Below are 19,972 nucleotides of genomic sequence, written 5' to 3'. Positions count from 1 at the left end.
GCACCGGCGATGCGGTTCCGGCGGCGCCATGCATCCCGGCCCCTCCGGCTGCCCCGAGGAGAGTGTGCGCGTGCCGCTGCCCCCGCCACCGGTCTTTCTGCGGCCCCGGGCGCGCGGGACGCCCGGGACCTCCGCGCGCTCCCGCGCGACTCCCACGGCGCCCGCGGCGGCGGTGCGGACGCGGCGACGCAGGCGCCGCCTCGTGGTTCTGGCCCTCGGAGCGCTGCTGAGCGCGGCGGCCTATGCGGCCGAAGCGGTCGCACCGGTGCGGGTCGTACCCGAAGCGGGCATCGCCGATCCGGCGGCGCTCGCCCGCGATCCCGGGCCCTCGGGCGAGCGGGTGGGCGACCAGGTCGGCCGTCCCGCCCGCATCACGGCCGCGCCGGAGCCGGTCACCGCGCCCACCCGGCCCGCCACGCCTGCGCCCCCGGAGCCCGCTGCGCCGGACGCTCCCCCCGCGGGGTACCCGCCGCGGCCCGCACCGGTGCCCGCTCCGCAGCCGCCGACCGCGCCGCCGCCCCCGGTCCCCGAAGCACCCGCCGCCCCCGATCCGCCCGTCGGCGCACCCGCCCGTCCGCCCGGCGGTTTCACCGACGAGGAGATCCGCCGGGGACTGGAGGTGTGGGAACAGCTGAGCCGGTGACCCGCCCGACTCGACGCCGGGGCGCGGGCGGCTCGGCCCGGCACCCCCGGCGCCGGCTGCCGTCCTCTCCGCTGCCGCACGGTGCGGTCCGGGGCGAAGGTGCCGGAATGTCCGAGGGCGCGGTTAGCCTCGGTACCCATGCACGAGACAGCGCCGCCGCACCCGCGCCGGGACGCCACCCTCTCCGCGTCCCAGGCCCGCCGGGTCGCGCTCGCGGCCCAGGGATTCACCGATCCCCGCCCGTCGGCCGCACCGACCGCACGCCATCTGCAGCGGGTGATCGACCGGGTCGGCGCCATCCAGATCGACAGCGTCAACGTCCTCTCGCGGAGCCAGTACCTGCCGGTCTTCGCGCGCCTGGGCCACTACGACCCCGCGCAACTGGACCGTGCGGCCACGCGGCGCGGCGGCCGGCTGGTGGAGTACTGGGCGCACGAGGCCAGCCTCATCCCGCCCGCCACACACCGGCTGCTGCGCTGGCGCATGGACCGCGCCCGCGACGAAGCGTGGGGCGCGGTGCGGCGTGCGGCCACCGACCACCCCGATCTCGTCGCCGACGTCCGCGCCGCGGTCGAGCACACCGGACCGGCCACCACCCGCGGGATCGAGGACGCGCTCAAGCACGACTCCACCCGCCCGCGGGACCATTGGGGCTGGAACTGGTCACCGGTCAAGCGCGCACTGGAGTTCCTGTTCTGGTCGGGGGAGATCACCACCGACGGCCGCACCGCCCAGTTCGAGCGTCGCTACGACCTGACCGAACGCGTGCTGCCGGCCGATGTGCACCGCGCCCCCGACCCCGATCCCGCCGACGCCCGGCGCGAGCTCATGGCGATCGCCGCGCGGGCCCACGGTGTGGGCAGCGAGGTGTGCCTGCGCGACTACTTCCGCCTCGGCGCGGCCGAAGCACGAACCGCGCTGGCCGAGCTGGTCGAGTCCGGCGAGGTGGTTCCGGTCGCCGTCGCCGGCTGGCAGCGGCCCGCCTACCTGCACCGCGACGCCCGTGTGCCGCGCTCGGTGAACGCCCGCGCGCTGCTGAGCCCGTTCGACTCGCTGGTGTGGGAGCGGTCGCGCACCGAGTCCCTGTTCGGGTTCCGGTACCGGTTGGAGATCTACGTCCCTGCGGCCAAGCGCGTCCACGGCTACTACGTGCTGCCGTTCCTGCTGGGCGAGAACCTCGTGGCCCGCGTCGATCTGAAGTCCGACCGCCGGGCCGGCCTGCTGCTCGTCCGGCGCACCACGCTGGAGGACTCCGCACCGCCGGAGACCTCTGATGAACTGCACGGGCAGCTGGAGAGTATGGCCGCGTGGCTGGGGCTGGCCGAGGGTGTTCGCTACGAAAGCTGAGCGACCGCCGCGCGGCGCGGGCCGAGCGCACCCGCGCCGGCGCATCGGTGCCGTAGGCCGCCGCCTCACACCGCGATCGTCTTGGCCAGTTCCTCGAACACCAGATCGTCGCGCTTGGGCAGGCCGAAACGCTCGTCGCCGTAGGGGAAGGGGGCGGTGTCACCCGTGCGCCGGTAGCCGCGGCGCTCGTACCAGGCGATGAGGTCGGCGCGCTGGCGAAGCACTGTCATGCGCATGCTGTCGCAGCCCAGTTCCTCGGCCGCCGCGCGCTCCGCCTCGGCCAGCAGCCGCCCGCCGAGGCCGCCGCCCTGTGCATCCGGCCGCACCGAGAACATGCCGAAGTAGCCGGCGCCGTCGTCGCCGACCGCGAGTTCGCAGCACGCCACCAGGCGGCCGTCCCGCTCGGCGACCACGACGCGGGTGCCGGGGCGGGCCAGCAGATCGGCGATCTGCCCGGCATCGATGCGCTGCCCGCCCAGCAGGTCGGCCTCGGTCGTCCAGCCCTTGCGCGAGGTATCGCCGCGGTAGGCGGAGTTCACCAGCTCGACCAGCGCCCCGACGTCGGACTCCGCGGCGTCGCGGAACACGGTCCCGCCGCTCTCGCCCGGCACACCGGCACGCGCCCGCCCGTCGACCGTCATCCCGCACTCCTTGTACCTGGGGAAACGCGACTCACTCTAACCCCGCGCGGCCGTCGCCGCGGCGGCGGGGAGCCGCTTGGAGCCGCTGCCGACCGCACGGCGAGGCGCGCAGGCACCCCGGGTCGGGCGGGCGCTGCGTTTCGCGTCTCCGCTCGCCGGGGCCGGACGGACGAGTCGGACCGCTCCGCGCCCGGCAGCGCGCAGCGGGCGCATGCGGCCCCGGACGCCACCGGCCCGGGGCCGTTCCCGCGGTCGGGGCGGAAGTGCGCGGCCGGCGGGCTTCAGACCCGCTCGACGATGGTGACGTTGGCCTGGCCGCCGCCCTCGCACATGGTCTGCAGCCCGTAGCGGCCGTGCGTGCGCTCCAGTTCGTGGACCAGCTTGGTCATCAGCACCGCCCCGGTGGCTCCCAGCGGATGGCCCAGGGCGATGGCGCCGCCGTTGGGGTTGGTCTTGGCGGGGTCGGCGCCGAGTTCGTGCATCCAGGCCAGCGGGACCGGCGCGAACGCCTCGTTGATCTCGGTGACGTCGATGTCGCCGATGCCCAGCCCGGCCTTCTCCAGGGCCTTGCGGGTAGCCGGGATCGGCGCCGTGAGCATGTAGACGGGGTCGTCGCCCACCAGCGACAGCTGAACGATCCGCGCCATCGGGGTGAGCCCGTGCCGCTCGACGGCGTGCTCCGAGGCGATCAGCAGCGCGCCCGCGCCGACGGAGACCTGGCTGGCCACCGCGGCTGTCAGCGCCCAGCCCTCGCGCAGCGGGTCGAGCCCGGCCATCTTCTCCAGGGTGGTGTCGGGGCGCACGCCCTCGTCCTGGGTCACCCCGGCCAGCGGGGCGATCTGCTTCTCGAAGTAGCCGGCCTCGCGCGCGGCGGCCGCGCGGCGGTGGCTCTCCAGGGAGTAGCGCTCCAGGTCCTCGCGGGTGTGGCCCCACTTCTCGGCCATCAGCTGCGCGCCGCGGAACTGGGAGATCTCCTGGTCGCCGTAGCGGCGGTCCCAGCCCTCGCCGAACAGGGACAGGCCGGCGTCGATCGCGTACTTGGCGTTGGCCCCCATCGGCACCATGCCCATGTTCTCCACGCCGGAGGCCACGACCAACTCCTGCGTACCCGACATGACGCCCTGAGCGGCGAAATGCACGGCCTGTTGCGAGGAGCCGCACTGGCGGTCGACGGTGACGCCCGCGGTCGTCTCGGGCAGCCCGGCCGACAGCCAGGCGGTGCGCGCGATGTCGAGAGCCTGGGGGCCGACCTGGCTCACACAGCCCATGACGACGTCCTCGACCGCCGCCGGGTCCACCCCGGTACGGCCCATCAGTTCGGTGAGGACGTGCGCGCCCAGGTCGGCGGGGTGCACGCCGGCAAGGGCGCCCTTCTTGGTGCCTACGGGGGTCCGGACGGCCCCGACGATGTATGCCTCAGCCACGGTGTCCTCCTGGGGGAGCCTGGTGTCCGCAACACTTCGATCCGACGCTTCGATCCTTACCCGAACCATATTCGGTTTCGGCTCACCGGCAAGCGCCCGGCGCCCGCGGGCGGTACCGCGTCCACGGTTCAGACGTACCGGCGTGCGGCGGATCGGCGGCCCCGGCCTGCTGTGCGGCTTTGCTGGTCTGCCGGGATGCGGGTGGTCGTATGGAAAAGCGGCGCCGAGGACGGCGACGGGCGGGGCCCGCGTCCAACGGTTCGGGTGCTCGTCGGTGGCGGTGCCGGACGGATCGGCGGCTCGGGTCTGCTGTGCGGCCTTGTTGGTCTGCCGGCTCGCGGATGGTCTTGCGGGGAAGCGGCGGCGAGGTCGGTGGATGGCAGGGCCTGCGGTCGCCGGTTCGGGTGCTCGTCGGTGGTCCGCCCGACGAGCCCGACGAGGGGCGGTGCGGGTGCCGGGAAGGGGGTTGCGTGTCCGTGATGGCGCAGGGCGGCGCGATGATCGTGCCCGTATGACGAAATCCAGCGGCGCTTTCTGGGATTTTGACCATGATCGCCGCGGTCGCGGGCGACTCCGGCTGTCGGGCATAGCGGGCGCGGGGTCGGTAGGCGGCGCCGCCGTGTTCCGACCGGAGCCTGCGCAGGCAGGGGGCCGCGGGAGTGTGGCGCGGTCGCGGGCGCTCGCACGCTCCCGGGGGTGCGCCGGATCGGGACCGGGGGCGACGACACGTCGCTCGTTGCGCCCGGGCGTCGCCTGCGGGAGCTTTACCGCCCGATGGGGTGGGCTTTTGGGGGTCTATGCCCGTTTTGCGGGCGGCCTCGGCGGGCGCCGCGGCCACGAGATGCACGAAAAGTTGACTCCGGGGCTGTTTTCGCGCCATTCGGGGCACTTCGTGGGCCACCGCCGCCGCAGCGCGGGGGCAGACCCACCGGAAACTCGGGCATTAATCCACCCGGCAGACCAACAAGGCCACAGCAAAGGCCGCACAGCAGACCGGCGTTCTTGAACAATGCCTAGAAGGCACCGTGCCCTGCGGCGCTGCTGCCGTACCGGGGTTGGCACGACTTTGCGGAACTTTCATCCGTGCAGACCGAATGGCATTCGGTTACGGTGGGGGTGCGCGCGGCGGCGCGGGCTCCGCGCGGACGGCGGCACGGCGGCGCCTGCGACGAGACAAAGGAGTGTCGGCCATGCACAGGGAACTCTTCGACACCGAGCACGACCTCTTCCGCGAGTCGGTTGCCGAGTTCCTCAAGCGCGAGGTGGTGCCCTTCCACGACCGGTGGGAGAAGGAGGGCATCGTCCCGCGCGAAGTGTGGACCAAGGCCGGCGAGATAGGCCTGCTCGGCCTGGGCGTGCCCGAGGCATACGGCGGGTCGGGTGTCGAGGACTTCCGATTCAACGCGGTCGTCTCCGAGGAGATCTGCCGCGTCGGCGCGAGCGGACTGGGCTTCGGTCTGCAGAACGACGTCATCGCGCCGTACCTGGTGCGGCTGACGTCCGAGGAGCAGCGGCGGCGGTGGCTGCCGGGGTTCTCCTCCGGGGACCTGATCACCGCCATCGCCATGACGGAGCCGGGGGCGGGCAGCGATCTGCAAGGCATCTCCACCGCGGCGGTGCGCGACGGCGACGACTACGTCCTGAACGGGCAGAAGACCTTCATCACCAACGGGATCAACGCCGACCTGGTGATCGTGGTGGCGCGCACCGATCACGACGCCGGGGCGCACGGGCTTTCGCTGCTGGCCGTCGAGCGCGGCGCAGACGGCTTCGAGCGCGGCCGCAACCTGGACAAGATCGGGCTGAAGGCCCAGGACACCGCCGAACTGTCGTTCACCGACGTGCGCGTACCCGCCGCCAACCTGATCGGGCAGGAGAACCAGGGGTTCGTGCACCTGATGGAGAACCTGCCCCAGGAGCGGCTCTCCATCGCTGTCTCGGCCACCGCCGGTGCCGAGACGGTCCTCGCCGAGACCGTGGAATACTGCAAGAACCGGACGGCTTTCGGACGCCCGATCGGCAAGTTTCAGAACACCCGTTTCGTCTTGGCCGAACTGGCCACCGAGGTCGACCTCGCCCGCACCTATGTCGACCGGGCGATCACCCTGCTCAACCGCGGTGAACTGACCGTGGAGGACGCCGCCAAGGCCAAATGGTGGACCACCGAACTGGCGAACCGGCTCATCGACCGTTGCCTGCAGCTCCACGGGGGGTATGGATACATGATGGAATACCCCGTGGCGAAGGCATGGCAGGACGCCAGGATCCAGTCGATCTTCGGTGGCACGACGGAGATCATGAAGGAGATCGTGGGGCGCTCGCTGGGCTTGTAGCCACCCCCTGACGGGTCACGGCGAAAGGGTCACGAGCCAATGGCAAGCGGCGCGTGGGACGGGCTGATCGTCCTCGGACTCCTGATCATCCTGCTGGTGCTGGGCGTCCGCAAGCTCCGGCCGCGCATGCACATCCCGTGGACCACCGGCGGCATCGTGGTCTGCTTCATCTTCGTGGTGCTGCTGCTGTGGGCGTGGTCCAACCGCTGAGCCCCGCCCGGCCGGAAAGCGGACGTCAATCCGACTTCAGCGGGACCTCGAACCAGACGGCCTTGCCATCGGGGGTCGGGCGCGACCCCCAGCGCGAGGCGAGCTGGTCCACCAGGTAGAGCCCGCGGCCGCCCTCGTCGTCGGCGCCGGCGCTGCGGATCCGCGGCAGCCGCAGGTCGCGATCGAAGACCTCGACCCACACCGAGGCGGCGCCCCGGCGCAGCCGCAGCAGGAACTCGCTGGTCTGCGGAGCTTCGGGCTCCTCGGAGACCTCCTCCAGCAGATCCGACCAGTCCTCGTCGAAGTCGTCGCTTTCGTCGTCCAGGGCGTCGGGGTCGAGTGCCGCGCCGGAGTCGCGGACGCCGCCGGTGGTGAACTCGCGGCGGACGGGGTGGGGAGTGGCGTGTATGACGACGTTGGTGACGATCTCCGAGACGAGCAGGCAGGCCAGCTCGGCCTGGTCGCGGTCCATGCCCCAGTTCTTGAATGTACTGGAGGCCAGGTGCCGGGCATCGCCGACGGTGGGGGCTTCGGCGATGAACCAGCCCTCCTCCATGGCGAGCTCGCCGGAGTGCGTGCGCACCACCAGCAGCGCGGTGTCGTCGTCGATCTCGCCCGGGACGGCGTTCACGGCGGTGTGCGCGATCTGTTCGACGTCGGCGTCGGCGACCTCCCGCACGCCCCGGTGCAGGTGCTCCAGCGAGCGCCGGACGTCGACGGTCCCCCCGATGGGGCGCCGGTCGACCAGCCCGTCGGTGTAGAGCAGCAGCGTGGCACCCGCGGGGAGTTCGAGGTCGGCCTGGTGGTAGACGGCGTCGTCGTAGGGGGCGCCGCGCAGTTTCACCCCGAGCAGGGTGTCGGAGACCTCCAGCGCCAGCTCCTCGACGGTGCCTTCGCAGATGAGCAGCGGCGCCTGGTGTCCCGCGTTGGCGTAGGACAGTCGGCGCGACCAGGCGTCGTAGACCATGTACAGGCAGCTCACACTGGGCACCCAGGTGCCCCCGGAGCCGTCGGGGCGGCCGAGCCGGCGCACCCATTCGTCGAGCTCGCGCAGGATGTCGGCGGGTTCGCGGTCGGCTTGGGCGAAGGCCCGCAGGGCGGCGCGCAGTTGGCCCATGACCGCCGCCGCGTGGGGGCCGCGGCCCTCGACGTCGCCGATGACGATGCCCACGCGCCCGGCCGAGAGCGGGATGACGTCGTAGAAGTCGCCGCCGACCTGCGTCTGGACGCCGTGGCCGTGGGCCTCCAGCGGTTTGGCCGGGACGTAGCGGTCCGCGATCGACAAGCCGTCGAAGTCGGGGAACGACCGGGGCAGCAGACTGTGCTGGAAGGCCAGCGCGGTGCTGCGCTCCTCTTCGAACAGGCGGGCGTTGTCGATCGCCAGGGCCACGCGCGAGGCCAGCGCGCCGACGAGGTCGCGGTCGAAGCCGCCGTAGCGGGTCTTCTGGCGCGAGGACAGTCCGGACAGGGCGAGCGTGAGCACGCCGAGGAGTTCACCGCGGGCGCGCAGGGGCGCCGCGATCGCCGATGTCACCCCTACCTGCTCGGCTACGCGGGCCGAGTGCCTGTCGTCGGTCTCGCCGACATAGGAGTAGTCGCCGACGAGCACGGTCTCCATGCGGCGCATCGCGGTGTAGACGAAGTGGCGGTCGGGGTAGCGGACCTCCTCACCGACGTCGAACCAGGTGCCCGCGGGCGGGGTCCAGCCCTCGGCGTGCACGGAGATGCGCCGGATGAGGCGGTCGTGGTCGAAGAGGTCGATGAAGCAGTGGTCGGCGAACTGCGGCACCAGGATCTCGGCGACGGACTTGACGGTGGAGTCGAACTCCAGCGAACCCGCCAGCCGACTGCCGACGCGGTCCAGCAGCCCGTAGAGGTCTTCGACTCGTCCGCTGCGCAGCGCCTCCCCGGCGAAGACCACGAAGCCGTCGACAGCGCCCGCGGAGTCCTTCATCGGCACCGCGTTGACGCGCACGTGCAGCCAGGAGGAGTCGGTGCGCAGGATGGCGAAGGTGCCGTCCCAGGTCTCACCCCGCAGCGCGCGCCGGGCAAGCTGGTTGGCGCGTTCGAGGTCGGTCTCCTGGATCCCCAGGTCGACCAGCGTGACGCCGCGCGGGTCGCCGCCTTCGGGGAGACCGAAGAGTTCGCGGGCGTAGGGGTTGATGTAGCGCAGACGACTGGCGCGGTCGGCCACCAGGACGGCGATCTGCGCCTGTTCGAAGACCGCGTCCCCGGTGCGGGCGTCGTCGTCGTAGAAGGCTTCCCCCCGTCGGTTCATTCAGCCGCCACCTTGACCTCACCGGCCGCGGTCATGTCGCCGAGCCGCACGGTCCGCACTGCCCTCGCGCAGTTCCTCCGATCACGCCGGGAACCGCGCGCCATGGGCAGAGCATAGCCCTACTGCGCAGGTATCTGCAGAGCAACGTGACATTTCGGCCCCGGTACCCCCGGACGCGGAGGGGATGCGGGGGTCGCTCAGGGCTTGGTGACGAAAATGTGGCTGGCGATCTGCCGGGACAGTTCGCTGGGCTCGCCATCCTTGTCGGTACCACCAATCACCTGTACGCCTTTGTCGCTCGCGGCGAGCGTCACTTCCTGCTCGGGTTGTACCCCGGCCCGCTTGAGATCGAGCATCACGTCGGGATCGCTCTGCAGCTGTTCGCTGATGCGCCGCACCTTCACCCGGATCTGCGTACCGTCGGCGATGTCGAGCATCGGCACGATGGATTCGCCGGAGAACGGCTCGGGGGCGTAGTCGGCCAGACCCAGCTCCTCCAGACCGGGGATGGGGTTGCCGTGGGGGCAGACCGACGGCGCGTTCAGCAGGCGGACCAGGCGCTCCTCGACGGCCTCGGAGATGACGTGTTCCCAGCGGCACGCCTCGACGTGGACGTCCTCCCAGGGCAGCCCGATGACGTCGACCAGAAGGCGCTCGGCCAGGCGGTGCTTGCGCATGACGTGTGTGGCCAGCCGCCGGCCTTCGTCGGTCATGACGAGGTGGCGGTCGTTCTCGACGTGCAGCAGGCCGTCGCGCTCCATGCGGGCGACGGTCTGGCTCACCGTGGGCCCGCTCTGCGCCAGACGCTCGGCGATACGCGCCCGCAGGGGCACGATGCCTTCTTCCTCCAGCTCGAATATCGTCCGGAGGTACATCTCCGTGGTGTCGATAAGCCCGTGTGCGGTCAAGGCTCCCCCTCCCCTCATGGGCCGTCGAGAGTCGACGACGGCAGACTCTCAACACAGACCGGCCGCACGGGATTCCGGTCGCCCTCACGGAGCCCTGCCCGCAGGGAGACACGACCGCTGCGCCCTGGCCGCGGGAGCGGCCACCGATTTCCTTCATCATACCCCGGCAACGGACAACCCACTGCGCCGCAATGTGTCCGTTGCCACACCCGCCGAGCGGACCGGAACGCCGCACTCGACGGGCTTCGCGCCCGGCCGCGGTGTTCCCGGACGGCGCGCGGCGCGGCCCGCCTCGCCTCGTTCGCCATCATCGCGCCAGCCTAGGGGGCCAGGCGAACCAGATCCCAGTCGCCCTCGGCGGGCTCGCCGGCGGCGAGGGTGTAGCCGAAGCGGTCATGCATCCGGTCGGCGCGGCCCTGCCAGAACTCGACCTCGCTGACGAGTATCCGGTACCCGCCCCAGTAACGGGGGCGGGGCACCTCCTCGTCCTCGCTCCACAACCCGGCGAACTCGGCGTAGAGCGCGTCCAGCTCGGCGCGGTCGGCGACGCGGCTCGACTGGCGCTCGCTGGCCCATGCGCCGATCTGTGAACCTCTGGGACGGGAGCGGAAGTAGGCGTCGTTTTCGGCGTCGCTGAGAGGTTCGGCACGGCCCGAAACCAGCACTTGCCGCCGCATCGCGTGCCACGGGAAGACCGCCGACACCCGCGGCTCCTCGGCCAGCGCGCGCCCCTTGCGCGAGCCGTAGTTGGTGAAGAATCGCAGGCCAGAGCGATCGTACCCTTTGAGTAGGACGGTTCGCGCCCGAGGTGCGCCGCTCGGCTCCACGGTGCAGACCACCATGGCGTTGGGTTCGGCGAGCCCCGCCGTGTGCGCCTGTGTGAACCACGTGTGAAACTGCTCCATGGGGTGCGGCGCCAGGTCGGACCTCCGCAGCGGTGGGCCCTCGTAGGGCTGCCGCAGCTCCGCCGGGTCGCTCTGGTTCACAGTGGAGCATCCTCACACGACCTGTGGGGTAGGCGCCAGATGGAGACGCACGACGGCCCGACCGGTGACACCTCGCGTGCCACCCGAGACCAGACCGAACGGTTCCGCGGACCCACCCGGTTCCCAGGGACCGCGACAACACGGAGGAAGCCGGTATGTCGGACTTCAAACCGGGGCTCGAAGGAGTCGTGGCGTTCGAGACGGAGATCGCCGAACCGGACAAGGAGGGCGGCGCCCTCCGGTACCGCGGCGTCGACATCGAGAACCTCGTGGGTAAGACGGCTTTCGGGCGCGTCTGGGGCCTGCTGGTCGACGACGGCTTCTTTCCCGGGCTTCCTTTCGCCGAACCGGTCGCCCAGGCGGTGCGCAGCGGCGATATCCGCGTCGACGTGCAGAGCGTGCTCGCCTCGCTGGCGCCGCTGTGGGGTTTCCGGCCGCTGCTGGACATCGACGACCAGGTGGCGCGCGACGACGTCGCCCGCGCAGCCTCGGCGGCGCTGTCCGTGACGGCCCAGTCGGCCCGCGGGGACCTGCCCGAGGTGCCGCGCGCCCGCATCGAGGAGGGCACCTCGGTCGTCGAGCGGTTCATGATCCAGCTGCGCGGCGAGCCCGACCCGCGCCACATCAAGGCCGTCGACGCCTACTGGACCTCCGCCGCCGAGCACGGCATGAACGCCTCGACCTTCACCGCCCGGGTGATCGCCTCCACCGGGGCCGACGTCGCCGCCGCACTGTCGGGCGCCGTGGGCGCCATGTCGGGCCCGCTGCACGGCGGCGCCCCGGCGCGCGTGCTGCACATGCTCGACGAGACCGAGCGCATCGGCGACGCGCGCACCTACGTCAGCCGCGCCCTGGACCAGGGCGAGCGCCTGATGGGCTTCGGCCACCGCGTCTACCGCGCCGAGGACCCGCGCGCCCGCGTCCTGCGGCGCACCGCCAAGGAGCTCGACGCGCCGCGCTTCGAGGTCGCCGAGGCCCTGGAGAACGCCGCACTGGAGGAACTGCACGCTCGCAAGCCCGACCGCGTGCTGGCCACCAACGTCGAGTACTGGGCCGCGGTGGTGCTGGACTTCGCCGAGATCCCGACCGAGATGTTCACCGCGATGTTCACCTGCGCCCGCACCGCCGGCTGGTCGGCCCACATCCTGGAGCAGAAGCGCACCGGCCGCCTGGTCCGCCCCAGCGCGAACTACATCGGCCCCGCAGCCCGCGACATCCACGACGTCCCGGGGGCCGAGGAGGCGTTGGCGCGGGGGGTGTGAGGGGGCACCGGACGCATACCGATACCCGAACACACATCCGAAAAGACCCCGCGACGATGCAGGGCTGATTCAAAGTCATCTGGTGGGAGCGATGATCCAGGTCACGGCATCATGACGATCGCGGCGATCGGCCGACATACAACAACGGAGCTCCTGTAGAAGCGCGGGGACATCACTCTCCGGCTCCACAGGAACTCCGTTGCCCCACCAGTCTGCCACGCCCCAGCCCGCCATCGGCGACTTCGCCCAAAGCCTCACCGCCGTGGACGACCCGCGCAACGAACGCGGTATCCGCCACGAAATCGGCACCGTTCTGGCCGTCGCCCTGTGCGCACTGCTGTGCGGATCCCGCTCTCTGCGCGCGATCGGCCAGTGGGCCGCCAACACGCCGCACCAAACCCGCACCCGCCTGGGCTGCCGCATCACCGACCCGGAACTGGGCGTGCGCACCGCGCCCAGCACCTCCACCATCCGCCGGGTCCTTCTGGCCGTAGCACCCGCGAGCGTGGCCGCCCTGGCCCGCCCCGAGGTGGCCGACACCCTGGCCATCGACGGCAAGACCCTGCGCGGCTCGGCCACCGCCGATCAGGCTGCCGCCCACGTCCTGGCGGCCCTGGATGCCGGCGGCCGCATCGCCGCCCAGGTCCCCGTGGCCGACAAGACCAGCGAGATCGCCGCCGTACAGGACCTGCTGGGACCGCTCGACATCGGCGGGGCCGTGGTCACCGCCGACGCGCTGCACACCCAGAGGGCCACCGCCCGCTATCTCACCGAGCAGCGCGGAGCCGACTACATCCTCACGATCAAGCGCAACCAGCCCACGCTGTTTGACAAGGTCAGAAGGTTGCCGTGGGCACAGGCCCCCACAGGCGACACCGACCGCCACCGGGGCCACGGCCGGGCCGAGACCCGCACCGTCAAAGCGCTGAGCATCGAGGGCCTCGGATTCCCCTACGCGGCTCAAGCGGTGCGCATCCGCCGCCACGTCACCGACCTGCGCACCGGAAAGGTGTCATGGACCTGCGCTTATGCGGTCACCAGCCTCGGGGCCGAGCGGGCCGGGGCCGCCCGGCTGGGCGCTCTGGTGCGCGGCCACTGGGCGATCGAGGCGCTGCACCATGTCCGCGATACCACCTTCGCCGAGGACTCCTGCAAGGTCCGCAGCGGCCACGGGCCGGCCAACCTCGCCGCATTGCGCAGCCTGGCCGCGCTGCTGCTCTCCGCGCTGGGGCGTCCGACCATCCCCGATGCGATCCGGTGGGTCTCCTACGCGTGCTTCACCCGCCCGCTCGATCTCATCGGGATCGCCTGACCAGCGAGAACTGAGACGATCAACGACTTTGAATCACCCCTGGCGACGATGCGGTCGCGGGGTTTCTTTTTGTTCGTTTTACCGAAATCGGAGATTTCCAAATCGGGACAAACATCCGAGAGTCCAGCGAGACCTTGACGAACACTTCGTTGAAGCCGCCCGGAACTCGAAAATGGGACCCACCGAACGTACACGCCGTTCCACCTCCTGACCCGATATCGGTTAATGTCCACGCCATGCCCGGACACAACCACGAGGCTCAAGTCCTCCTCTTTCAAGATCGCCCGGAAATGCCCGCTCTTCTCCTGCGCGACACCTTCGGCATGGACCTGCCCGACTTCAAACAAGCTCACATCGGCTGTGGCGACTCTTCCGTATTCGCGATCAAGCCCGCCCAGGCGGACCAGGTCAGCGTCCTCTACGGCGAGGGCGACACCAAGGTGATGGCTATCATCACCGAGGTTCAACAGGGAAAAGACGATGAGAAGCCCTACACCTGGCCGCTCTACGTAGCCGCGATCCGCGAGCGGCTGAAGTGTCCGGTACACCTGCTGGTCATCAGCAGTGACCGCAAGATCGCCAAGTGGGCAGGCACACCGATCGGATGCGTTTACGACAGTCTGCGGCTGAACGTATCCGTACTCGGTCCGGACAACGCCCCCGTCGTCGTCGACATTGAACAGGCTCGGCAAATGCCCGAGTTGTCCGTGTTGTCCACTGTCATGCACAGCGAAAACCACGACGTTCTGGATGCTACACAGGCGGCTCTGGATGCTGTTCCACCAGAACGCATGAGGATCTACCATAAACTCATCGAGGCGCACCTTAATCAGGCCGCGGCACAGCACTGGAGGGAACAGATGCAGACAGAGCAGTACGGGTGGCAGAGCGAGATCGCGCGCCCCTTCATCGAAGAAGGTTGCGCGAAAGGGCGGGCCGAGGACGTCCTGCGAATCCTCGACGCCAACGGCGTCGACCTCACCGACGACCAGCGCGACACCATCCTCGCCTGCACCGACATCGGCCAACTCGACAGCTGGTTCGACCGCGCACTCAAGGCGACCACCGCCCGCGACATCTTCATGTACTGATCCCGCCGCGACCGCGCATCCTGAGGCCGCCATCCGCCGCCCTCGCTGCGCAAACGCCGCTAACCCGACCCCCTCACCTGCGGCGCGACCCCGCCAGCCACTACCCTTGCCCAGGTGACCGACATTCAGATTCCCGCGAACATGCTGCCCAGCGACGGCCGCTTCGGCTGCGGTCCGTCGAAGGTCCGACCCGAGCAACTCACCTCCCTCGCGTCGTCCGGCTCCGGCTACATGGGGACCTCGCACCGGCAGAAGCCGGTCAAGTCCCTGGTCGGGCGGGTGCGATCCGGTCTGTCGCAGCTCTTCAGCCTGCCCGAAGGCTACGAAGTGGTCGTCGGCAACGGCGGCACGACCGCGTTCTGGGACATCGCCGCGCACGGGCTGCTGCGTGAGAAGTCCCAGCACCTGTCCTTCGGCGAGTTCTCCTCGAAGTTCGTCAAGGTGGCCAAGGGCGCGCCGTGGCTCGCCGAGCCGAGCGTCGTCGGCACCGACCCCGGGACGCACGGCGAGCCGGTTGCCGAGGACGGTGTCGACGCCTACGCGCTGACCCACAACGAGACCTCGACCGGTGTCGCCATGCCGATCCGGCGGGTGCCCGGCGCGGCCGAGGACGCACTGCTGATGGTCGACGCCACCAGCGGCGCCGGCGGCCTGCCGGTGGACATCTCCGAAACCGACGTCTACTACTTCGCGCCGCAGAAGTGCTTCGCCTCCGACGGCGGGCTGTGGGTGGCCGTCATGTCGCCCAAGGCCCTGGCCCGCGTCGACGAGATCGCCGCTAGCGGGCGCTACATCCCCGAGTTCTTCTCGCTGACCACAGCCGTCGACAACTCGCGCAAGGACCAGACCTACAACACGCCCGCGGTCGCCACGCTCATGCTGCTCGCCGACCAGGTCGAGTGGATGAACGCGAACGGCGGCCTGGACTGGGCCGTCCGCCGCACAGCGGAGTCCTCGTCGGTGCTGTACTCCTGGGCGGAGAAGATCGACTACGCCAGCCCCTTTGTGACCGACCCCGCGAAGCGCTCGCAGGTCGTGGGCACGATCGACTTCGCCGACAGCGTCGATGCCGCCGCCGTGGCCGCCACCCTGCGCGCCAACGGCATCGTCGACACCGAGCCCTACCGCAAGCTGGGCCGCAACCAACTGCGCATCGGCATGTTCCCCGCGATCGAGCCCGACGACGTGCGCCGACTCACCGAGTGCATCGAGCACGTGGTGAGCAAGCAGGCCTGACTCCGCCCGGCGCGGCCGGTCCCGGCGCCGTGGGCCGCGGGCCGCCCTAGCGGACCGATTCGCCCGATGGGGCGCGAGACGATACACCTGATGGCCTGCGCGGACTTCCCGTCCGCGCAGGCCATCACTTGCGAGCGGGCGCCCGCGGCCGCGCGGGCGCCGAGGACGGATGCGGCAGTGCGCAGAAACAAGCAGGAGCCCCAGCTCAAGATCATCTCGCACCGGGGCGCGTCCGGTCATCGCCCCGAGCACACGCTCGGCTCCTACGAACTGGGCGCCCGCGTCGGCGGCGACTTCATGGAGATCGACCTCGTCGCCACGGCGGACGGCGCGCTGGTGGCTCGCCACGAGCCCGAGATCGGGCAGACCACCGACGTCTCCGACCGCCCCGAGTTCGCCGACCGCCGCACCACCCGGACCATCGACGGACGCGAGTACACCGGCTGGTTCACCCAGGACTTCACGCTGGACGAGCTGAAGACGCTGCGCGCCACCGAGCGGATCCCCGAAGTCCGCCCGGACAACACCGCCCACGACGGCGTCTACGAGATCCCGACGTTCCAGGAGATCGTCGACCTCGCCAGGCGGATGACCGACGAGCTGGGCAGGCGCATCGGCGTCTACCCCGAGACCAAGCACCCCGCCTACCACTCCGAGCTGGGGCTGGACCTGGAGCCGCCGCTGCTGGCCGCGCTGCTGGACAACGGGCTCACCGGTGCCGAGCCCGAGCTGCCGGTGTTCCTGCAGTCGTTCGAGAGCGAGAGCCTGCGCAAACTCGCCGACGCCGGGCTGCCCCGGGTGTTCCTGATGGGCACCGAGGAGCACTGGCGGCCCTACCTGACGCCCGAGGGTCTGGCCGGGGTGGCGGCCTTCGCCGAAGCGGTCGGCCCGGCCAAGGACCTGGTCATCCCCCGCGACGAGCAGGGCGACCTCGGCGAGCCCACTTCGCTGGTCGGAGACGCCCACGAGGCGGGGCTGCTCGTGCACCCTTGGACTTTCCGCAGCGAGAACCGCTTCCTGCCCACCGACCTGCGCAGCCGGGGCGGGCCCGGCGACTTCGGCGGATTCGCGGCCGAATACGACGCCTTCTTCGCCGCCGGCGTGGACGGAGTGTTCACCGACCACTCGCGGCACGCCTTCCTGGCGCGGGAGATCCATCTGGAGGACATTTGAGCCCGATATCCGGCGCGGACACCGGCGCCGAGGCGGCCCCGCCGCCGCTGCCGAAAGGCGTCGCCCGCAACGTGCAGGCCATCGACGGCGGATCGGCGTGGCTGGAAGGGCTGCCGCGGACGCTGAGCGAGCTCCGGGACCGGTGGGAGCTGGATCTGGACGAGCCGTTCGCAGGAGGCAGCTGCTCGTGGGCGGGGCCGGTGCGCACCGCAGCGCACGAGCACGCCGTCCTCAAGGTCTCGTTCCCGCACCGCGAGGCCGAGGGCGAGGCGGAGGCGCTGCGCTTCTGGGACGGCGCGGGCGCGGTGCGGCTGCTGCGCGCCACGGAAGACGGGTTCGGGCTGCTGCTTGAGGCGTGCGAGCCGGGCGACAAGCTGCGCGACGCCGCCGGCGAGCCCGAGGACCTGCTGACCGCCGGGCTGGAGGTCCTCGCCCGGCTGTGGGGCGAAGAGCCCGAGGCGGACCTGCGGTTGGAGCGCCTGGGTGCGGTCACGGCCGACTGGGCCCGACTGGTCAGGGAGCGCCGGCCGCGGCTGCGCCCGGACGCCGACCCCCACCTGGTGGACACCGCGGCGGACCTGCTGGAGTCGCTGCCGCGCACGGCCGAGCGGACGGTGGTGCTGCACGGCGACTTCAACCCCGGCAACATCCTCGCCGCCCGGCGCGACCCGTGGTTGGCCATCGACCCCAAGCCGATGCTGGGCGACCCCGGCTACGACCTCTGGCCGCTGATCATGCAGCTCGACCCGCCGCTGCGGCTGATCGACCCGCGGCCGACGCTGCGCCGCCGGTTCGGCCTGGCCGCCGAGATGCTCGGCGAGCCCGCCGAGCGGCTGGCGGCGTGGTCGGTGGCCCGCGCCGTGGAGTCGGCCTTCGACCGCTTCAACGTCGGCGACTATCCGGCGGGCGACGCCGAACTCGAGCAGGCAGCCGTGCTCGCCGACGTGGCCGGTTTGTAGTTCCCGCACAGCCCGGCTCGGCCCGGTGACCGCGCTTGTGGGCGCAGGGCCGCGCGGTGGCGGCGCAGAGGGGTTTCGCGCTCGAACTGCACACCTCGGACATACTCCTCGACCTGCACAAATACGCACTGACAGGAAGTTATCCACAGGATCGGCGAATCCTTGTGGACAACGGGCACAGAGGTTGTGGAGAACCATCGCCGCTCAGCTGCGGCGGGCCAGCACGGCAATGCCGGCGATCACCACGGCGGCCAGTCCCACGCCGGTCCAGATCAGAGCCGCGGCGCCCGTGCCCGCGTCGGCGTCAGCGGCACCCGAGGCCCCTTGGCCTCCTCCGGCGGAGCCACCGCCTCGACCGCTCGCGTCCGCGGACGGGTCGGCGCCGCCGTCGGCATCCGCGGCCCGCTCCAGCGGCATGCTCCAGACCGGGCTGCCCGGCCCCTCCGTCCCCGCGAGCAGTGAGCGCCCGTCGTGGGAGAAGGCCAGGGACTCCCCCTGGTCGGACTCGGGCAGCGGCACGCGCTCGACGGTGCGGCCGCGTACGCCTTCGGAGGCGTCGTAGACCGTGGCCGCCCAGTAGGTGCGCACAGCGTAGTACGCGCCGTCGGGCGAGAACGCGGCGTCGGTGGCGTACAGCGGGGCGGAGTCGACCCGTTCGAGGGTGTTGCGGCCGTCGGGGTCGAGCCGCTCGGGTGCCGCGTAGACGCCGCCCGCGATCTCCTTGCTCAGCACGTAGAGGCGGTTGTCCCGGGGGTCGACCATCATCGCCTCGGCGTCGCGGCCGCCGTCCTCGTAGACCAGGGTGAACGAGGTGGCCCGCACCGCCTGGTCGGTCAGACGCCGCGGCTCGGGCAGCCGGTAGACACGGATACTGGGCCAGCCGCCCTGGAAGTTGTCGCCGATGTCGCCGACGTAGACCGCCGGTTCGCCGTCCGGACCGGCACCGACCGCGATGGCCTCCCAGTCGCGCGCCTCCACCCCTTCGCCGGTGAGTGTGACGGTGGCCACGGTCCGGCCCTGCCCGTCGACCGCGTAGATCTCGGGCCCGTAGGCGCCGCTGTCGTTGTGCGTCCAGTACACGCCGTCGTGGCGGCGCGAGGCGGTCAGGCCGCTGGACTCCTGGATCCGCTCGTCGGTGATCCGGAACTGCGGCTGCGCCGCCGCGGGAGTACCGCTGTCGTCCGGTGGGCTGCCCGGTGCCGCGGCACCGGGCGCAGCAGCCGCCGGCGGGGCGGGCAGCACCGCGAGCGCGAGCGAAGCCGCGACCACGGCGCCTTTCCTCATGCCCGCAATCCTGCCATCGTCGGCGCGCGGCGTGGCTTGCGACCCGCGCCTTGTGGGCATGCTCCGCTTACACACGCGCTTGAGCGGAAGGATACCCAGATGCGGATCGTCGCCTGCCTCAACGGGGACCGCCGGCCCGGGGCGCATCCGGCGCTGCCCGTGTCGCCCGAGCAGATCGTCCGCGACGCGCGCGCGGCGGTCGACGCCGGAGCCGACGAGGTGCACGTACACCCGCGCGACCGCAGAGGCGCGGAGTCGCTGGAGCCGCAGGTCGTCACCCCGCTGCTGGAGCGGCTGCGCGCCGACGTCCGCGATGTGCACATAAGCGTCACCACCGCCCTCTCCGCCGAGCCCGACCCCGTCCGCAGGTACGACCTGGTGCAGCGGTGGAGCGCTCTGCCCGACTCCGCGTCGGTGAACCTGCACGAGCCGGGGTCGGTGGAGGTCGCCCGGCTGCTGATCGACCGGCGGGTGGGCGTGGAGGCCGGTGTGTGGACGGCCGACGCCGCCCGCATCCTCGTCGCCTGCGGTCTCGCCGGCGAGTTCGCCCGGGTGCTGGTGGAGCCGATGCAGGCCACCGCCGAGGAGGCCCTGTCCAACGCCTCGACGATCGACGGGGTCCTCGACCGCGGGCAACTGGAGCTGCCGCGCCTGCTGCACGGCCGCGACGGCACCGCCTGGCCCGTCCTCGACACAGCGGTGGCCGCGGGCCGCGACGTGCGCATCGGGCTGGAGGACACGCTACGCGATCCGGGGGGTGCCGAGGCCGACAGCAACGCGGCCCTGGTGGCGCTCGCCACGGCCCGCATGTCGGCGGCCGCCTGAGTCCCGGTCGGGCCGGGGCGGTGCTCCGGTCGGAGGGCGTGTCTGGGAACCGGTCGACGG

At 71.5% G+C, this 19,972-nt stretch carries 17 protein-coding genes; 11 read left to right on the top strand and 6 right to left on the bottom strand.

Annotation, left to right across the window (positions count from 1 at the left end):
• Window positions 1-202: 202 nt before the first annotated feature.
• Together EKD16_RS02350 and EKD16_RS02345 are read left to right on the top strand one after the other, a co-directional pair.
• A complete protein-coding gene (locus tag EKD16_RS02350; protein WP_131096868.1) occupies window positions 203-643 on the top strand; it encodes a hypothetical protein in 441 nt (146 codons plus the stop codon).
• Between the two features lie 138 nt (window positions 644-781).
• A complete protein-coding gene (locus EKD16_RS02345) occupies window positions 782-1,990 on the top strand; it encodes a winged helix-turn-helix domain-containing protein (protein WP_131096867.1) in 1,209 nt (402 codons plus the stop codon).
• A 65-nt stretch (window positions 1,991-2,055) separates the two neighbouring features.
• On the opposite strand, the gene EKD16_RS02340 is transcribed toward EKD16_RS02345, so the two are convergent.
• Both EKD16_RS02340 and EKD16_RS02335 read right to left on the bottom strand, forming a co-directional pair.
• Window positions 2,056-2,631 (bottom strand): GNAT family N-acetyltransferase, encoded by a 576-nt coding sequence (locus tag EKD16_RS02340; protein ID WP_131096866.1) that lies wholly within the window; start codon window positions 2,629-2,631, stop codon window positions 2,056-2,058.
• A 281-nt stretch (window positions 2,632-2,912) separates the two neighbouring features.
• Window positions 2,913-4,055: an acetyl-CoA C-acetyltransferase gene (locus EKD16_RS02335; protein ID WP_131096865.1), complete on the bottom strand. Its 1,143-nt coding sequence runs from the start codon at window positions 4,053-4,055 to the stop codon at window positions 2,913-2,915.
• 1,190 nt (window positions 4,056-5,245) lie between these two features.
• Between EKD16_RS02335 and EKD16_RS02330 the strand changes: the two genes are divergently transcribed.
• Window positions 5,246-6,388 (top strand): acyl-CoA dehydrogenase family protein, encoded by a 1,143-nt coding sequence (locus EKD16_RS02330; RefSeq protein ID WP_131096864.1) that lies wholly within the window; start codon window positions 5,246-5,248, stop codon window positions 6,386-6,388.
• A gap of 39 nt (window positions 6,389-6,427) precedes the next feature.
• Complete coding sequence (locus tag EKD16_RS25165) at window positions 6,428-6,598, top strand: hypothetical protein (RefSeq protein ID WP_165498475.1); 171 nt, start codon at window positions 6,428-6,430, stop codon at window positions 6,596-6,598.
• A gap of 25 nt (window positions 6,599-6,623) precedes the next feature.
• On the opposite strand, the gene EKD16_RS02325 is transcribed toward EKD16_RS25165, so the two are convergent.
• From EKD16_RS02325 to pdxH, 3 genes are all read right to left on the bottom strand, one after another.
• Window positions 6,624-8,876 (bottom strand): ATP-binding SpoIIE family protein phosphatase, encoded by a 2,253-nt coding sequence (locus EKD16_RS02325; protein ID WP_131096863.1) that lies wholly within the window; start codon window positions 8,874-8,876, stop codon window positions 6,624-6,626.
• 197 nt (window positions 8,877-9,073) lie between these two features.
• Complete coding sequence (locus tag EKD16_RS02320; protein WP_131096862.1) at window positions 9,074-9,784, bottom strand: metal-dependent transcriptional regulator; 711 nt, start codon at window positions 9,782-9,784, stop codon at window positions 9,074-9,076.
• A gap of 320 nt (window positions 9,785-10,104) precedes the next feature.
• On the bottom strand, window positions 10,105-10,770 hold the full coding sequence (gene pdxH, locus EKD16_RS02315) for a pyridoxamine 5'-phosphate oxidase (protein WP_131096861.1): 666 nt from the start codon (window positions 10,768-10,770) through the stop codon (window positions 10,105-10,107).
• 155 nt (window positions 10,771-10,925) lie between these two features.
• On the opposite strand from pdxH, the gene EKD16_RS02310 reads away from it, so the two are divergent.
• From EKD16_RS02310 to EKD16_RS02285, 6 genes are all read left to right on the top strand, one after another.
• The gene (locus tag EKD16_RS02310) at window positions 10,926-12,032 is read left to right on the top strand and encodes a citrate synthase 2 (protein WP_131096860.1); all 1,107 of its coding nucleotides are present in this window, start codon (window positions 10,926-10,928) and stop codon (window positions 12,030-12,032) included.
• A gap of 199 nt (window positions 12,033-12,231) precedes the next feature.
• Window positions 12,232-13,344 carry an ISAs1 family transposase gene (locus tag EKD16_RS02305; RefSeq protein ID WP_242677120.1) on the top strand — a complete coding sequence of 371 codons (1,113 nt, stop codon included), beginning with the start codon at window positions 12,232-12,234 and terminating at the stop codon, window positions 13,342-13,344.
• A 236-nt stretch (window positions 13,345-13,580) separates the two neighbouring features.
• Window positions 13,581-14,435: a hypothetical protein gene (locus EKD16_RS02300; protein ID WP_131096859.1), complete on the top strand. Its 855-nt coding sequence runs from the start codon at window positions 13,581-13,583 to the stop codon at window positions 14,433-14,435.
• A gap of 141 nt (window positions 14,436-14,576) precedes the next feature.
• Window positions 14,577-15,671: a phosphoserine transaminase gene (serC, locus tag EKD16_RS02295; protein ID WP_242677374.1), complete on the top strand. Its 1,095-nt coding sequence runs from the start codon at window positions 14,577-14,579 to the stop codon at window positions 15,669-15,671.
• 177 nt (window positions 15,672-15,848) lie between these two features.
• Window positions 15,849-16,844 carry a glycerophosphodiester phosphodiesterase family protein gene (locus EKD16_RS02290; protein ID WP_131096857.1) on the top strand — a complete coding sequence of 332 codons (996 nt, stop codon included), beginning with the start codon at window positions 15,849-15,851 and terminating at the stop codon, window positions 16,842-16,844.
• Window positions 16,841-17,803: an aminoglycoside phosphotransferase family protein gene (locus EKD16_RS02285; protein WP_207391414.1), complete on the top strand. Its 963-nt coding sequence runs from the start codon at window positions 16,841-16,843 to the stop codon at window positions 17,801-17,803. Before EKD16_RS02290 ends, EKD16_RS02285 begins: the two co-directional genes overlap by 4 nt.
• A 204-nt stretch (window positions 17,804-18,007) precedes the next feature.
• On the opposite strand, the gene EKD16_RS02280 is transcribed toward EKD16_RS02285, so the two are convergent.
• On the bottom strand, window positions 18,008-19,087 hold the full coding sequence (locus EKD16_RS02280; protein WP_131096856.1) for an esterase-like activity of phytase family protein: 1,080 nt from the start codon (window positions 19,085-19,087) through the stop codon (window positions 18,008-18,010).
• Between the two features lie 99 nt (window positions 19,088-19,186).
• Here EKD16_RS02280 and EKD16_RS02275 point away from each other — a divergent pair, with 99 nt between their 5' ends.
• Window positions 19,187-19,912: a 3-keto-5-aminohexanoate cleavage protein gene (locus EKD16_RS02275; RefSeq protein WP_131096855.1), complete on the top strand. Its 726-nt coding sequence runs from the start codon at window positions 19,187-19,189 to the stop codon at window positions 19,910-19,912.
• Window positions 19,913-19,972: the final 60 nt, after the last annotated feature.

This window comes from Streptomonospora litoralis, from assembly GCF_004323735.1.
GTDB classification, from domain to species: Bacteria; Actinomycetota; Actinomycetes; order Streptosporangiales; family Streptosporangiaceae; genus Streptomonospora; species Streptomonospora litoralis.
Note: the sequence above shows the minus strand (reverse complement) of the source record. Positions and strands in the feature narration are given on the sequence as shown.